Here is a 15,915-nt window from a genome sequence, read left to right as displayed (position 1 = left end):
ACCGGCGGGACGGCGACCGGCCCGGACCACGGAACACGGCGGGCCGCCGACCGGCCCTCCCGGCGATCACTCGGGGCGACCGTACGGCCACGGCACGTGCGAGACGGTGACGCCCTGCGCATAGGGTGGACGTGCCGGTCGGATCCAGCCACACGGCGGTCCACTCGACGAAGCCGGCGTGAGGTCCTGATGGACAAGGTGGCACCGGTCACCCGCGCGCACCGGCAGAAAACGGATCTGCCGTCCGAGGTGACCAGTTTCGTAGGGCGTCGGCATGAGATCGCCGAGGTCAGGCACCTGCTGTCCACGGCCCGCGTGGTGACCCTCGTCGGTCCCGGCGGCGTCGGCAAGACCAGGCTCGCCCTGCACGTCGCCGCCGACGTCCAGCGGGCCTTCCCCGACGGGGTGTGGCTGGTCGAGCTGGCCGGGCTACGGGACCCGGAGCTGCTCGTCGGGTCGGTGAACGAGGCCCTGGGCATCCGGGACGTCTCCCACCGGCCTCCCGCCGAGATGCTCGCCGATCACCTGCGGGCGAAGCGGGCCCTGCTGATCCTGGACAACTGCGAGCACCTGCTCCGCGACTGCGCCGTACTGGCCGAGAGCCTGGTGCGTTCCGCCCCGGGCCTGCGGATCCTCGCCACCAGCCGGCAGGCCCTGGGCATCGCCGGCGAGCAGACCCTGCCCGTGCCGACGTTGTCGCTGCCCCCGCCCCCGCCGGGCTCGGGCCGTGCCGCGCCGCCCACGGCGCCGTCCGCCCCGTCTGAGGCGGTACGGCTGTTCGCCGAGCGGGCCGCCGCGATCGTCCCGGGGTTCACGATCACCGACGACAACCGTTCCGACGTGGAACGCATCTGCCGCAGGCTGGACGGCATCCCTCTCGCGATCGAGCTGGCCGTCGTACGGCTGCGGGCCCTGTCCCCCGGCGAGTTGCTGGCCCGCCTGGACGACCGCTTCCGGCTGCTGACCGGGGGTTCCCCGGCCGCGCTGCCCCGCCAGCGGACGCTCCGCGCCCTGATCGACTGGAGCCACGTCCTGTGCACCGAGCAGGAGCGGCTGATGTGGGCGCGCGTCTCGGTGTTCACCGACGGCCTGGACCTCCAGGCGGCCGAGGCGGTCTGCTCGGGGGACGGCATCGAGCCCGAGGAGGTGATCGACCTGGTGATCGGGCTGGTGGGAAAGTCCATCCTGATCCGTGAGGACCATCCCGGCACGCCCTCGACCGCCCGCTACCGGCTGCTGGAGACGATCAGGCAGTACGGCCGCGAGCACCTCGTGGCCTCCGGGCAGGAGGACACGCTGCTGCGGCGGCACCGCGACCACTACCGGCGGCTCTCGGCGCGGGCGTACGCGGACCTGTTCGGTCCCGGGCAGGTGGCCCGGTTCGGCCGGCTGAGGCTCGACCACGCCAACCTGCGCACCGCGCTGGAGTACTGCTTCTCCGAGCCCGGCGGGGTTCCCGAGGCCCTGGGCATGGCCACCGACCTGCTCTACCACTGGATCACCAGCCACTACCTCGACGAGGGGCGCCGCTGGCTGGACCGGAGCCTGCTCGCCGGGGCCGGGCCGGACGAGACCAGGGGCCGGGCCCTGTGGTCCGGCGCCTGGCTGGCCGTCATCCAGGCCGACATGGACACCGCCACGACGATGCTGGAGCAGGCCGAGGCGATCGGCAGGCGACCGGGGCAGGAGGCGATCCTCGGCTACGTCGCCCTCTGGTCGGGGATGATCTCGATGTCCCGGGGGGACGTCGAGGTCGCGATCGGGCTCTACGAGGAGGCGGCGGAGCGCCATCGCGCCGAGGACGACCCGACCGGGCTCGCCGCGACGCTCATCCGGCTCTGCCTGGCCCACTCCTTCCGGGAGGACTGGCCGAGCTCGGTCGCCGCCGGGGAGAGGTGCCTGGCACTCTGCGAGACCCACGGGGAGGGCTGGCACCGGGCGTACGCCATGATGGCGCTCGGGGTCGGGGTCTGGCGCCAGGGGGACGCGCGGCGCGCGGCCGAGCTGGAGCGGGAGAGCCTGAGGTTCAACCGCTCGCTCGACGACCTGCTGGGCACCGGCGTCAACCTGGAGGTGCTTGCCTGGATCGCCGCCGCCGAGGGCGACCACGTCCGGGCGGCCAGGCTGCTGGGAGTGCTGGAGAAGATCTGGCAGGCGCTCGGGGCACCGCTGTCCGGGTACGGGCATCTGATGCGCTACCACGACGAGTGCGAGGCCGCCTCGCGCGCCGCCCTGGGAGGGGCCGCCTTCGACGCGGCGGCCCGGTACGGGGGGCGGATGACCCGCGACGAGACGGTCGCCATGGCGCTGGGAGAGTACGAGCGCCCCGGTGACCTCTCCGCGACGGTCCCGCCCTCCCCGCTGACCCGCAGGGAGACGGAGATCGCCCGGCTCGTCGCCCGGGGGCTGAGCAACAGGGACATCGCGACCGCGCTCACCATCGCCCGGCGTACCGCGGAGGGTCATGTGGAGCACATCATGACCAAGCTCGGCTTCCACTCGCGGGCCCAGATCGCGGTCTGGGCCGAGGACCGCGACCGGACCGGGGACCACGGCCGGGACGGCGGCCACGACGGGGACGGCGGGCGGGACACGGGCGAGTCCCCTCCCCCGGGCGGCTGACGGCACCGGGGAGGGACCCGGTTTCCCGCTCCTCCGGGGAGAACGGCGGGCGGCCTCGGGAACGGTCCCCGAGGGGAGGTCAGCCCCGCGCGGGGTGTGCGATCAGTTCGAACCAGACGGTCTTGCCCTTGGCGGTACGGGCGCTGCCCCAGCAGCAGGAGAGCAGTTCGAGCAGGTACATCCCGCGTCCCCGCTCGTCCTCGTCGCGTGCCCGGCACACCCGGGGAAGGGAGGGGTCGGCGTCCTCGACCTCGCCGCGCAGCATGCCGTCCGAGAGGAACAGGGCGAGCCGGATGGCTCCTCCCGAGTGGCGCAGCGCGTTGGTGACCAGCTCGCTGACGAGCAGTTCGGCGACCTGGCTCTGCTCCTGCAGTCCCCAGCCCTCCAGGCAGTCGCGGGTCATGTGACGGGCCCGGGGCACGGACGAGGAGTCGGGGGCGAACAGGTGCCATCGCTCGCGGACGGGCGGGTGGCCGGGGCGGGGGGTGGTGGACGGCCGTCCGATGGACACCGGTGAGACGGCCTGCGGGCGCGGCTCGGGCGGTGTCGCGGCGTCCGTGGTGTCCGAGCCGCCGGCGGTGCCGGCGGTGTCGGCGGTGTCGGCGGTGTCAGCGGTGTCAGCGGTGTCAGCGGTGTCAGCGGTGTCAGCGGTGCCGACGGTGTCGCAGCACGAGGTTCCGGACACGTCGGTGAAGCCGGAGGGGTTCGCGTCGTCGGGCGCGTCGGCGATCTCGGGCACCGTGACGGCGAACGCGCCGGGGATCGCGGGAGGTTCGGCGACGCCGAACACACCGGCGATCCGGGGTGATCCGGCCGTACCGGGCGCGGTCGTAGGGGGTGCCGTCATGCCGAGCACGGTCGTGGCGGGCGCGGTCGTGGCGGGGGCCTCGGCGAGCGCGGACGTTCCGGCGGCGGTGGGCGCGCCGGTGGTGTCGGCGACGCGGAGCGGGCCGCTCACGCCGCCCGTCCCAGTGCGTCCCGGTGGACGGGGATGCCGTGAACGGGAACGCTGCTCCCGTCCGGCAGGAGTGCTCCGGTGTCGTCGAAGACGACCACACCGTTACAGAGCAGCCCCCACCCCTGTTCCGGGTGGAAGACCACCAGATGCGCGGCATCGTGATCGGGGGCGCTCGCGAGGGGACATCGGGGCTGGTGATGACACATGGCTCGTACCTTCGATCCTTCTCTGGTTGCAGGAGCCCTTACTGGTGTGACCAGCATCTCGCGCAACCAATTCCTCCACAGGGGGACAAATACCTACACGACTACCTATATGTCCGAAAAGGTGATGAAGCACCCAGAAGACATCAGACAGATCGAAACTTCACGAGGGTGGATGCCGGGCCCGGCCGGACCCGGAGCCCTTTTGGTAGATCTTTTGCCTTGGAGGTTTGATGCTGAAAATACGTAAAAGGCCGTTGACGTCGATGTTTGTCTAGGTACGTCACACTAAGTCACTTGACGACTGCTTTAACGTGTCGTGAATCATCCTTTTGTCCGGGTAGCCTCCCTCGTCACGGAAGACATCCGGTCAATGGCGCCGCCACACGCGTCCCATCGCCCCCACGGTGGGTCAGCGTGAACGTGCCGTCGTCCAACCCTGTCTCCCGGTGGCCGGGTCGCAGGGCGGAGCGACCAGGACGTACGGCCGCCGGGGGTCCCCCTGATGCCTCACATGATCCCTGAGATGCAGAAGTTCATCGAGCTGCTCGAGAGCCAGCTCGGTTACTCCGAGAAGAACGACGGCTACACCAAGTTCGGCAGCTGGTACGGCAAGACCGTCGAGTTCGACGCCGACTACACCTCCGCGCCCTGGTGCGACATGTACCTGTCGTGGGCGGCCAAGCAGCTCGGTTACCAGGACTGGGTGGGCCAGTTCGCCTACACCGTCCACCACGCGAAGTGGTTCCGGGAGCAGGACGCCTGGGGGACCGTCCCCAAGCCCGGCGCCATCGTCTTCTTCGACTGGGGCGGCTCCGCCAACGTCGACCGCATCGATCATGTCGGGATCGTCACCGCCGTCGAGGGCGGCAGGATCCACACGATCGAGGGCAACATCGACGGCGGCGTCGCCAAGCGCAAGCAGCGTGAGACCGACAAGGTCGTCGGCTACGGGTACCCCGAGAAGATCAAGATCCGGCTGGACCGGGAGGCCCAGCAGAAGCAGACGATCCTCGACCCCAACTCCGTCACCGGCTCGATCGGCCCCACCGTCGAACTGCCCGGGAACCTCGTCGCCGTCGCCCCCACCCCCGCCCCCGCCCGGGCCTCCGCGGGTCCCGGTACGGCCACGGCGTCCCCCAAGCACGCCAAGCCCGCCGAGCAGGCCCGGGAACAGGCCCCCAAGGCCGAGGCACGCTCCGGCGCCACCTCCGGGAAGGCCGACGCCACCAAGGCCCCGCGGAGCGAGCGGGGAGCCGAGGCCGGCGCCCAGGTCCCGGCCACCGCCGGCCGGAGCGCGGCGGGCGAGCAGGCCAAGACGTCCACCACAGGACGTGGCACGCCGGGCAAGCACGCCAAGGCGTCCACCGCCGACACCAGCGCGCTCGCGACCGCGCCGGCCGCCGCGACGAGCGACTACACCGGGTACACCCCCGAGCTCGGCACCCCGGCGGTGCTCGCCCCGGTGCTGCTGGCCGCGGTCGCGATCCTCGTGCACACCAAGGCGAAGCAGTCGCGGCTACGGCTCGTGGCGGCCGCCGCCGAACGCGTCGTGCCGGTCGCGCCCCCGCGCAGGTCCCCGGGCCGCAGGCGCGCCCCCGGCCGGCGCCGCATGCCGAGGAACGCCCCCGTCACGGCCCGCGTGGCCGGGAGGCGCCAGGAGATCGTCCCGGCGACCACGTCGTTCACCCCGGCCGTGGCGGCCGGGTTCCCCGCGATCACGACCCCCGTCGATCTTCTTGAGGAGATCGGCACGCGGGCACCGCGCGACCTTCTCGACGGGCCCCGGACACGGGCCTCCCGCGACCTCCTCGAGGGGACGCGGGCATCGGTCCCGCACGGCCTTCCCGAGGGGACGCGGGCATCGGCCTGGTACGGCCTTCCCGAGGAGATCCGGGAGTGGTCCTCGCACGGTCCTCGCGAGGAGACCCGGGCGTGGGCCCCGCGCGACGACCGTCCCCGCGCGCCCTACCGGGGCAGGCGCCGCCTGCACGAGCGGCCCGTGGTGGAGTCGTCCACCTTCGTCCAGGACGCCCCCCTGCGCGGCCGCCGTCATCGCCGGACCGACTCCACGGTCACCACGACCGTCCCGGCCGTCCCTGCCGTCCCTGCCGTCCCGGCCGTCTCGACCCGCCCGGCCGGGCCCGTCCCGTCCACCACCTCCGCCATGCCCTTCCCCGCGCTCCGCGGCGGCCGGGGCCGTCCCGTCGCCCGTACCGTTCCGGTCGCGCCGCCGGTCGAGGCGGGGGACGTCCTGGAGCACAGCGGTTACCAAGGACGCCGCCGGGCGAGGGTCCCGGCCTAGCGACCCCTGCCCAGCGGTCCCTGCCTGGCGACCCCTGCCGGTGGCCTCGCGGGGCGGCTCCCGGGAGCGGGTGCCGCCTCAGGAGCCGAGGTGGCCGGCCGCGAAGGTCTCCAGGGCGGCCACGGCGTCGCGGCCGCGCCTCCAGGGGCGGACGATCATGCGGTCCACCCCGAGCGCCTCCCAGCGCGGGACCTCCTCGGGACCGGCGAGCTCGTAGGCGTGCACGGTGAGCGAGAAGGGCCGGTCGCCGGTGGCGCCGTGCCGGTCGCGAAGCACGGCGAGCCTGTCCAGGCGCGGGCGGATCGTCTCCAGGGAGTGCGGCATGCTGATCCAGCCGTCGCAGAGCCCGGCCGCCCGCCGCAGGGCCGCCTCCGACTCGCCCCCGGCCAGGATCGGCAGCCGTTCCTGGACGGGCTTGGGTTCGAAGGCGACCTCCGGGAAGGCGTAGAAGCGCCCGGTGTGCGCGACGACCGGCTCTGACCAGAGCCTCCGGGTCACCTCGATCGCCTCGTCCAGGCGGGCCCCCCGGCCGGCGAAGTCCACCCCCGCGGCCACCCACTCCCCCTCGTACCAGCCGGCGCCGACCCCGCAGACGGCACGCCCGCCGGAGACCCGGTCCAGGGTGGCGAAGGCGCGGGCGGAGACGAAGGGGTGCCTGAGCGCGTACAGGTACACGGCGGTGCCGAGCCGGATCCGCGAGGTCAGCCCGGCCAGCCAGCACAGGTAGGCGGGGGCGTCGAAGAGGGGGGTACGCGGGGAGATGCCCGGCCTGTCGGTCCCCGGGTAGACCGCCAGCGACAGGTCGGTGGCGAACACCAGGTGCTCGGGCAGCCACACCGACTCGAACCCCAGCTCGTCGGCGGCGACCGCGACGTCCCGCCACGCGTCCGGGTGGAGCAGCCCCAGCGGAACCCCGAACCTCATCGCGACCCCCCGATTCCCTCGCCGGTCCCCTCGCGAGGCCCCTCACCGAACCTCCCGCCAGGCCCCTCATCAGATCCCTCACCGAACCTCCGGCCGGGTCCCTCACCGAACCTCCGATCAGGTCCCTCACAAGATCCCTCGCCGGACCCGTGCGACGGCCCCTCGCAGGAGCACCGCCCGAGGATCATGGCTCTCAGGCGCGAGCGGTGCAGGGCGGTGCCGCCGTGGGCGGCCGACAGGGACCACACCCGGGCCAGCCACAGGTGCAGGTCGAACTCCTCGGTGTAACCCATCGCGCCGTGCACCTGCAACGCCGCCCTGGCGGCCAGCTCGGCGGTCTCCCCGGCCCCCGCCTTGGCCGCGGCCACGTCCCGCCCGGCGGACGGCAGGTCCCGGTCCACCGCGACGGCCGCGGCGCAGACCAGCGGGGCGGTGAACTCGACGGCCACCGCGACGTCGGCGAGCAGGTGCTTGACCGCCTGGAACGACCCGATCGGGACGCCGAACTGCCTGCGGGTCAGCGCGTGGGCGACGCTCGCGTCCAGCAGGTGCCGGGCCAGCCCGACCAGCTGGGCGGCGACGGCCACGGTGACCGCCCGGACGGCCGGCGCCGTCCGGACCGGAAGCCGGACCAGGCCTCCTCCGAGGACCGGAGGCCGGACCACGCCTCCTCCCGGGACCGGAGGCCGGACCACACCCTCCGTCGGGACCGTGAGCCGGGTCACGCCGCGGGCCTCCGGGCGGGACGCCCCGCCGGACCCGGCCTCGGCCCCGTCTTCCGCCCCCGGGTCCACGGTCCGCGGGTTCACCGTCCCCAGGTCCACGCCGAACAGCCTCCTGGTCCGGTCCACGCCCGGCTGCGGCGTGAGCCGCACCCGGTCCGGGCTCACCGCGTACGGAACCCCGTCGCGCTCGACGATCAGCAGGTCCGCCAGGTCCGCGTCGGGCGCGTAGACCTGGTCGCCGACGATCGTGCTCACCCGGAGCGAGCCCTTGGCGAGCTCGCCCAGCAGCGGGTTCCCGGCCAGAAGGGCCGGAGCCGCCGCCACGGTCTCCGCCACCGGGCCCGGGAGCGCGGCCCGCCCGGTCTCCTCCAGGGCCGGTACGGCGTCGACGAGGCCCAGCCCGAGCCCTTCGTACTCCTCGGGGACCATCAGGCCGAACAGCCCGATCTCGGCGAGCCGGGACCAGGCGGGGGTGCGCTCGGTCCGCACCGCCCGGGGCGGGCAGTGGGCCGCGAGCACGTCCCTGACGGTGGCGGCCAGCGCGAGCTGGTCGTCGGTGAAGGCGAAGTTCATCGAGCACCTCCGGCGCGGGGATACCCCCTGTCACGAGGGGGGAGGTCAACGGGGGAGCCCCAGGACGCGTTCGGCGATGATGTTGCGCTGGATCTCGTTGGTGCCCGCGTAGATCGGGCCGGCGAGGGAGAACAGGAAGCCGTCCAGCCAGCGCCCGCCGTCCGGCGCGCCGGGGGCTCCGGCGCCCAGGAGGCCGCGCTCGCCCAGCAGCCGGAGCGCGAGGGCGTGCATGCGCACGTCGAGCTCGGACCAGAACACCTTGCCCATGCTGGAGGCGGGGCCGATCTCCTCCCCCGCCGCCAGCCTGCGGGCGGTGCCGAAGGTGTGCAGGCGATAGGCCTCGGCGTCCACCCTGGCGCGGGCGGCCTGGTCGGCCAGGACGGGATCGGTCCCCTCGGCGCGGGCCAGCCGGACCAGCCGGTCGGCGGTGGCCAGGAACCGGCCGGGGCTGCGCAGGGTGAGGCCCCGCTCCGACGACGTGGTGGCCATCGCGATCCGCCAGCCCTCTCCGGAAGCGCCGAGGACCAGGTCGTCGGGGACGGCGACGCCGTCGAAGAAGAGCTCGGCGAACCCGTGCTCCCCGTCGAGCTGGGCGATGGGCCGCACGGTGACGTCGTCCAGCGGGAACATGAAGTAGGTCAGGCCCCGGTGCCGGGAGGAGGCGGGGTCGGTCCTGAACAGGCCGAATCCCCAGCCCGCGTGGCAGGCCCGGGAGCTCCAGGTCTTCTGCCCGTACAGCCGCCAGCCGCCCTCCACCCGTTCGGCGCGGGAGACCAGGGCGGCCAGGTCGCTGCCCGCCTCGGGCTCCGACCACGCCTGGGCCCAGACCTCGTCGGCCCCGGCCATGGGAGGCAGGAAGCGCGTCCGCTGCCCGGCCGTGCCGTGGGAGAACAGGGTGGGCGCCAGCAGGAAGATGCCGTTCTGGCCGACCCTGCCGGGCGCGCCCGCCGCCCAGTACTCCTCCTCGAAGATCAGCCATTCGACGAGACTCGCTCCCCGCCCGCCGTACTCGACGGGCCAGGAGACCACCGAGAGCCTCGCGGAGGCCAGGAGACGCTCCCATTCGCGGTGCGCCTCGAAGCCGTCCGGGGTGTCCATGGACGGCAGCGGGGCGGCGGGCACGTTCACGGCCAGCCAGTCCCGTACCTCGGCCCGGAACGCCCGCTCGGCCGGAGTGAAGTCCAGATCCACCCAACCAACCTAGCGCACGCTTGGGAAAGCGTACAGGGAGCGGCCACCCGCCGGACGGCCTAGGTGTAATGACCTGAGAGGCCCGGACGGGCGCCGGCACCGTCAGCCGAGGTAGGCCGCGCGGACCACGGGGTCGCGGCCGATCTCGGCGGGGGTCCCCGAGGCGATGACCCTGCCGAGGTCGAGGACGACGAGGTGCTCGCAGGTGTCCATCACGAACGCCATGTCGTGCTCGACCAGCAGGATCGTCGTCTCCAGCCCCCTGACGACGTCGGCGATGCGGGCGGTCTGGTCGGCGTCGAGGCCGGAGGTGGGCTCGTCCAGCAGCAGCAGGGACGGTGCGTCGGCCAGGGCACGGGCCAGCTCGACCATGCGCCTCGTCCCGGCCGGGAGGGCCGCGGCGGGGGTGGCGCGCAGCGCGGTCAGCCCGCACAGCTCCAGCATCTCCTCCACGCGCTCCCCGCGTTCCCGCTCCAGCCGGCGGCGCCCCCGCCAGCCGGCCAGGTCGGCGGGGAGTCCCCCGCCCCCGCCCCGCCACTCCATGGCGGTCAGCACGTTGTCGGCCACGCTCAGCCGGCCGAACACCTGGGTGCGCTGGAAGGTGCGGCGCACCCCGTCGCGCGCGCGCCGCAGCGCCGGCGTCCCCGTGACGTCGCGGCCCGCGACCGCGACCGTCCCCGAGGTCGGGCGGCGGAGCCCGGAGATCACGTCGAACAGCGTGGTCTTGCCGGCCCCGTTGGGTCCGATCACCCCGCAGACCTGCCCCGGCGGCACCTCGAAGGAGACGTCGGCGAGCGCCCGTACACCGCCGAACGCCACCGACACGGCCCGTACGCTCAACATCGTCACGAGACCCCCAGGTAGGCGGCGGTGAGGCGGGCCCCGTCCACCTGCGCGCGGGGGCCGGTCCAGGTGATCCGGCCCAGCCGCATGAACGCGACGGTGTCGGCGATCTCCAGGACCGAGACGGCCTTCTCCTCCACCAGGAGCAGCGCGACGCCCCGTTCGCGGAGCTCGGCGAAGACCTCGAAGACCTGCCCCACGACGAGCGGCGCCAGGCCGAGTGACGGCTCGTCGGCGATCAGCACGCGGGGCGGCCTGACCAGCGCCGGGGCCAGGGTGAGCAGTTGCTGCTCGCCCCCGGAGAGGGCCCCGGCGGCGAGCCCCCTGCGCCGGGCGAGCTGCGGCAGCCGTTCGTAGACCGGACCCGGGTCGTCGAGCCAGGTCCGCAGGTTCTCCTCCACGGTCAGCCCGGGGAACACCCCGCGCCCCTCGGGTGCGAGCAGCACCCCGCCCCGCGCGCGGCGGTACGCCGGCCAGGAGGTCACGTCGGCCCCGTCCAGGGTCACCCGCCCGGCCGTGAGCGGCAGGTCTCCGGCCGCGGCCGCGCAGGTCGTGGACTTGCCCGCGCCGTTCGCGCCGAGCAGCGCCACCACCTCCCCCGGCCGTACGGCGAGGTCCACCCCGCGCAGCACGGTGACGTCCCCGTATCCGGCGACCACGTTCTCCAGCGTGAACAGGGCACCCCCCGGCGTGTCCTGCGGCACGGACGCCACGACGTCCTCTCGCGCGGGCGCCTCGGGCCGCACGGCGACGCGCTCCAGGCGCGGACCCCGGGTGCGGTCGCGAGTGCGGTGACGGCGGCGGTGGCGGGCCTCGGCCATCTGGGCGAGCACCCCGTCCGGGTGCCGGGCCAGGATCATGCCGCCGGTACCGAAGAGGATCGCGCCGACGTGGGCGGAGACGTGCCATCCGGCCAGCAGCTCGGGGAAGACCGCGGCGATCAGCCCGCCGAGCACGGCACCGCCGATCCGCCGCACGCCCTGCAGGACCACCACGGCCAGCCAGACGAACCCGGTGAAGGCCGGCAGGTCCGTCGCGGTCACCGAGCCCTTGGAGATCGCGAACAGCACCCCGCCCAGCCCGGCGATCCCGGACGCCAGCGCGAAGATCATGATCTTGGTGCGCGGGGCCGAGATGCCCGAGGTGGTCGCGGCGGCCGGTGCGGAGCGGACGGCCAGGATCGCCCGGCCCGAGGCCGACCGTTCCAGGTTGCGGACCAGCAGGCCGACCAGCCCGATCAGGGCCAGCAGCAGCACGACCCTGACCCGGGGGTCGGTGGTGTCGGCGAGGCCCAGGCCGAGGGCGGGCAGCGGCCAGCCGATCGTGCCGTTGCTGAACGCGTCGATCTGGAACAGCACCTGGTCGGCGAGAAGGGCCAGGGCGAGCGTGGCCAGGGTGAGGATCCGCCCTCCCAGCCGCAGCGCGGGCAGTGCCACGAGCACGCCGGCCGCCGTCGCGCCGAGCACCCCCAGCAGGATCGCCACCGGCAGCGGCAGACCGGAGGAGAAGGCCCAGCCGCAGGTGAGCGCGGCCATCGCGGCGAAGGACGCCTGGGCGAGGTTGACCATGCCCCCGATGCCGGTGACCACCGTGAACGAGCAGAAGATCAGCGCGAGGACGAGTCCGTGGGCGACCACGCCCACCCAGAAGTCGTCGGCCGGGCGGGTGAGGGTCCAGGCGAGCAGCGCGACCAGCGCCACCGCCCACGGCAGCCGCCGCCGCCACGGCGGCAGGTCCGCGAGGTGGTCGGGCGGGGGCGCGTCCTCGGCCGCGGACCCGGCGACGCGCTCCCCGGACCGGTTGAGCAGGATCAGCCCGGCGAAGAGCAGGATCACCGGCACGGCGGTGCGCAGCCCGGTGACGTCCTCGGCGAAGTCGGCGTACCCGGCGACCAGGTTCTGCACCACGCCGAGTCCCAGCCCGGCCGCGAACGTCCACGGGATCGACCTCAGCCTGCCGAACACCGCGGCCGTCGCCGAGACGAAGAGCATCACGGTGAACGCCGTGGAGTCCAGTCCCAGGGTCGAGACCGCCAGCACCCCGGCGAGCCCGGCGAGCGCCGACCCCAGCGTCCAGGCCAGGGCCGAGGAGGCGTCGGCGTCGATCCCGCGCAGGGTGGCCAGCCCGCGGCGGTCCACCGAGGCGCGCATCCTCAGCCCGTACGGCGTGTGCCGCATGAAGGCCCACAGCCCGGCGGCGGCCAGCACCGCGAAGGCGAAGGTGATGAGCTGGTCGGAGTCGAGGTGGACACCGCCGAGGGTGTAGGCGATCGCCGGGTAGGGGCCGAGGCCGCGCGGGAGCGAGGTCGCGTCGGCGCGCGGCAGCCCGAGCGGCTCGGCGACCAGGTCGACGGCCAGCAGTCCGAGGGCGGGCAGCGCGATCGTCAGGCCGACGGTCCCGACGATCTGCGCGGTCTCCCCGGCCTGGGCGAGGCCGCGGAACATGACCCGGTGCAGCAGGTGGCCGAGCAGCGGCGAGAACACCGCCACCGCGAACAGTCCCGACGCCCAGGCGGGCCACCCGAGTCCCACGTTGAGCTCGAAGAACACCAGCGCGGACAGGAACCCGACGGCCCCGTGGGCGAAGTTGAACACGCCGGTCGCCGCGTAGGACAGGGTCAGCCCGGAGGCCATGACCGCGAAGACGGCCCCGGTGACGAGGCCGCTGAGAACGTAACCGACCAGTTCGGACATGAAGGCCTCACCCCGGAGTTTCGCGCCTGGTCACCGGACGGGTCCGCGTCGTACGCCGGGGCGCCCCGCGAGGGAGGCCCGCGTTGGCCGCGTCGTACGCCGGGGCGCCCCGCGAGGGAGGCCCGCGTGGGCGCCGGGGTGCCGCGCGGGCACCCCGGTCGCCCCCGTCCCGCCGCCCACGTGGCCCGCCACAGGCGTGGGCGACGCGCCGGCGCCCCCTATCTGAGCGGGACGTTGTCGAAACACTTCATGTTCCTGGCCACGGTGAAGACGCCCTTCTCCAGCCTGACCAGGGCGCCGCAGCCGTTGGGCTCGGTGTGGTCCCTGGGGTAGCGGATCCGGCCGAAGCCCGGGTTCTCGTAGCTGAAGGAGCCGTTGGCGGTCGCCAGGAACCTCTCCCTGGTCAGCTCCCTGCCGGTCTGTTCCAGGATCTTGAGGAAGATGTCGGCCGCCCAGTAGCCGATGGCCAGGTGCTGGGTCGGCACGGTGCCCGGGGCGGTCCTCTCCACGTCCGCCTTGAGCTGGGCGATCTCGGCGGCCTTCGACTCGAAGGGCTCGAACATCGGGGCCGCGATCACGCCCTCCAGGGCCTGGGCCGTGGCCGGGTCCTTGAGGATGGCGGCGTCGTAGCTGGTCGCGTCCGACAACAGACCCTTGTAGCCGGCCTTCTTCAGCGCGCCGTACAGACCGGTGTTGAACTTGGTGCCGGCGATGATCGAGACCACCAGGTCCGGCGGCCCGCCGCCGTCGGCCGTCATGATCTTGTTGACGTACGGGAGCCAGTCGGGCGGCGGGGCCGCGGCCGGCAGGCCCGAACTGACGCCGGCCAGCGTGAAGCCGGCGGCCTCGAAGGACTGCGCGATGGTCCTGCCGCCGTACTTGCTGCCGCTGGAGTCGGTCGTCTGGATGTAGACGCTCCTGCCCGCCGAGCCGCCGATGAGCCCGGCCATCTGGTTGCCCCACCAGGTCTGCGAGCCCGCGCCCGGCTTCGGGGCCAGGCAGCCGTTGTAGCCGAAGCCGGTCTTCGTCCCGCACCACTGCGGGCCGGTGGCCCAGCCGAACCAGGGCACGCCCTGCTGCTCCAGGAAGGTCGCGCCGCCGAAGTTGGGCGCGTGCACGGGGACGAGCGCGAACACCCGGTCCCTCTGGACCAGTTTCTTGGCCGCCGCGTCCCCCTTGGCCGCGTCCTGGGTGTCGTCCTCGGCCCCGAGGAACTCGACGGTGCGGCCGTGCACGCCGCCTGCCTCGTTCGCCCGCGCGAACCTGGCCCGGGCCCCGATCTCGGCGTCCTTGGTGGAGTAACCGCTCGCGCTGGTCTTGGTGAGCACGCCGCCCACCGTGATCGTCGTGGCGGTCACCCCGGCCGTCCCTGCCGGTCCCTCACCGCCCGCGGCCTTCCGCTCGGCCGCGCAGCCGGCGGCGGCGAGCGCCGTCGCGGCCACCAGGCCGATGAGTCGCACTGCCTGCCGTCCCATGGTCGCTCCCTGCCCTGCCACGCGTCCGCGGATGGTTTTGGCCTAGCGCTCGCTTGGTTTCGTCAGCGTAGATTTGCGATTCGGCAGTGTCAATGGAGTGATCCACCGGGACCGGCCGGAAGCCGCCTCACGCCGGAGGCCACCTTACCAAGCAATTGCTTGCTTATGCTCCTGCCCCCGGCTAGCGTGCGGAGCGCACGGGGTCCTCGGCGCGAGGGGAGCGGACATGTTGATGCGTGCGGCCGTACTCACCGGGTTCGGTGAGGCGCTGGAGGTACGCGAGGTCGAGATCTCCGACCCCGGCCCCGGCGAGGTGCGGGTGCGGATCAGGGCCTCGGGCGTGTGCGGGTCCGACCTCAAGGCCATGGACGGCAGGAGCCCGGTCGTCAGGCGGCTCCCCTTCGTCCTCGGCCACGAGAGCGCCGGGGTCGTGGAGAGCGTCGGCGACGGCGTGACCGGCGTCCGGCCCGGCGATCACGTGATCATCGCGATGAACGGCCCGTGCGGGCGCTGCCGCAACTGCGGCGGCGGCCGCTTCCACCTCTGCTCTGGCCCGGCCAGGCTCGCGGCCGTCACCGGCACGGCGCGCGACGGCGGCACCAGGATCACGGTGGACGGCGAGGCCGCCAGGACGATGATCGGCATCGGCTCGTTCGCCGAGTACGCCGTGGTCAACGAGCCGATGTGCGTCCGGATCGCCGAGGACGCGCCGTTCGACGTGATGTGCCTGCTGGCCTGCGGAGTGGTCACCGGCGTCGGCGCGGTGCTGAACGTCGCGAGGGTCACTCCCGGCGCCAGCGTGCTGGTGGTCGGGTGCGGCGGGGTCGGCCTGAACGTGATCCAGGGCGCCGTGCTCGCCGGGGCCACGACCATCGTCGCCGCCGACGTGGCCGCACAGAAGCTGAAGCTCGCCGAGGAGTTCGGCGCCACCCACACGATCCTCGCCGGCGACCTGCCCGCGCGGGTGGGCGAGATCGTCAGGGGCGGCGTGGACTACGCCTTCGACGTGACCGGGGTGGCCGGGGTGCTCGGGGCCGCCTTCGCCTCCACCCAGCCCGGCGGCACGACCGTGATGGTCGGCAGCCCGCCCCAGGGGGAGCCGATCCGCGTCGAACCGGGCCTGCTGTTCGCCTCCCGGCGCCTGATGGGCACCCAGGGCGGTGACGCCGCCCCGGTCAGGGACCTGCCCATGCTCGCCGAGCAGTACCTGCGCGGCCGCCTCGACCTGGACCGCCTGGTCAGCGAGCGGCTCCCGCTGGAGGAGATCAACGAGGCGGTCCGGCACGTCCGGGCGGGGGCGGTGGCCCGCAGCGTCATCGTCTTCGACTGACCGTGCCCGCCGTGCCCGCCGTGCCCGCCGTGTCCGCCGTGCGCGACCGTCCCGGGGTTCCCGCGACCGGAAT

11 protein-coding genes are annotated in these 15,915 nt (G+C 73.8%); 3 read left to right on the top strand and 8 right to left on the bottom strand.

What is annotated here, in order from left to right; all coding sequences use genetic code 11:
* Positions 1–249 precede the first annotated feature (249 nt).
* A complete protein-coding gene (locus tag ACLQ2R_RS35600; RefSeq protein WP_425965818.1) occupies positions 250–2,622 on the top strand; it encodes an ATP-binding protein in 2,373 nt (790 codons plus the stop codon).
* A 79-nt stretch (positions 2,623–2,701) separates the two neighbouring features.
* Here the strand turns inward: ACLQ2R_RS35600 and ACLQ2R_RS35595 are convergent, their stop codons facing one another.
* Both ACLQ2R_RS35595 and ACLQ2R_RS35590 read right to left on the bottom strand, forming a co-directional pair.
* Positions 2,702–3,580: an ATP-binding protein gene (locus tag ACLQ2R_RS35595; RefSeq protein ID WP_425965817.1), complete on the bottom strand. Its 879-nt coding sequence runs from the start codon at positions 3,578–3,580 to the stop codon at positions 2,702–2,704.
* Positions 3,577–3,786 carry a DUF5999 family protein gene (locus ACLQ2R_RS35590; RefSeq protein WP_425965816.1) on the bottom strand — a complete coding sequence of 70 codons (210 nt, stop codon included), beginning with the start codon at positions 3,784–3,786 and terminating at the stop codon, positions 3,577–3,579. Before ACLQ2R_RS35590 ends, ACLQ2R_RS35595 begins: the two co-directional genes overlap by 4 nt.
* A 523-nt stretch (positions 3,787–4,309) precedes the next feature.
* Between ACLQ2R_RS35590 and ACLQ2R_RS35585 the strand changes: the two genes are divergently transcribed.
* Positions 4,310–6,088, top strand: a complete 1,779-nt coding sequence (locus ACLQ2R_RS35585) for a CHAP domain-containing protein (RefSeq protein ID WP_425965815.1) — start codon at positions 4,310–4,312, stop codon at positions 6,086–6,088.
* Positions 6,089–6,166: 78 nt separating this feature from the next.
* On the opposite strand, the gene ACLQ2R_RS35580 is transcribed toward ACLQ2R_RS35585, so the two are convergent.
* The 6 genes from ACLQ2R_RS35580 to ACLQ2R_RS35555 all read right to left on the bottom strand — a co-directional run bounded on the left by ACLQ2R_RS35580 (position 6,167) and on the right by ACLQ2R_RS35555 (position 14,512).
* Complete coding sequence (locus tag ACLQ2R_RS35580) at positions 6,167–7,012, bottom strand: TIGR03619 family F420-dependent LLM class oxidoreductase (protein ID WP_425965814.1); 846 nt, start codon at positions 7,010–7,012, stop codon at positions 6,167–6,169.
* Complete coding sequence (locus tag ACLQ2R_RS35575; RefSeq protein ID WP_425965813.1) at positions 7,009–8,310, bottom strand: acyl-CoA dehydrogenase family protein; 1,302 nt, start codon at positions 8,308–8,310, stop codon at positions 7,009–7,011. The genes ACLQ2R_RS35580 and ACLQ2R_RS35575 overlap by 4 nt, the downstream gene beginning before the upstream one ends.
* A 45-nt stretch (positions 8,311–8,355) precedes the next feature.
* A complete protein-coding gene (locus tag ACLQ2R_RS35570; protein WP_425965812.1) occupies positions 8,356–9,501 on the bottom strand; it encodes an acyl-CoA dehydrogenase family protein in 1,146 nt (381 codons plus the stop codon).
* 102 nt (positions 9,502–9,603) lie between these two features.
* Positions 9,604–10,344 carry an ABC transporter ATP-binding protein gene (locus tag ACLQ2R_RS35565; protein WP_425965867.1) on the bottom strand — a complete coding sequence of 247 codons (741 nt, stop codon included), beginning with the start codon at positions 10,342–10,344 and terminating at the stop codon, positions 9,604–9,606.
* 2 nt (positions 10,345–10,346) lie between these two features.
* Positions 10,347–13,037: an ABC transporter permease subunit gene (locus tag ACLQ2R_RS35560; protein ID WP_425965811.1), complete on the bottom strand. Its 2,691-nt coding sequence runs from the start codon at positions 13,035–13,037 to the stop codon at positions 10,347–10,349.
* A gap of 218 nt (positions 13,038–13,255) precedes the next feature.
* Positions 13,256–14,512, bottom strand: a complete 1,257-nt coding sequence (locus ACLQ2R_RS35555; protein ID WP_425965810.1) for an ABC transporter substrate-binding protein — start codon at positions 14,510–14,512, stop codon at positions 13,256–13,258.
* A gap of 226 nt (positions 14,513–14,738) precedes the next feature.
* On the opposite strand from ACLQ2R_RS35555, the gene ACLQ2R_RS35550 reads away from it, so the two are divergent.
* Positions 14,739–15,842, top strand: coding sequence for an alcohol dehydrogenase catalytic domain-containing protein (locus ACLQ2R_RS35550; protein ID WP_425965809.1), 1,104 nt, complete (start codon positions 14,739–14,741; stop codon positions 15,840–15,842).
* The last annotated feature ends 73 nt before the right edge of the window (positions 15,843–15,915 follow it).

Source organism: Streptosporangium sp. DT93 (genome assembly GCF_049844535.1).
GTDB lineage: Bacteria > Actinomycetota > Actinomycetes > Streptosporangiales > Streptosporangiaceae > Streptosporangium.
This window is presented reverse-complemented; position numbering and strand designations above follow the sequence as displayed.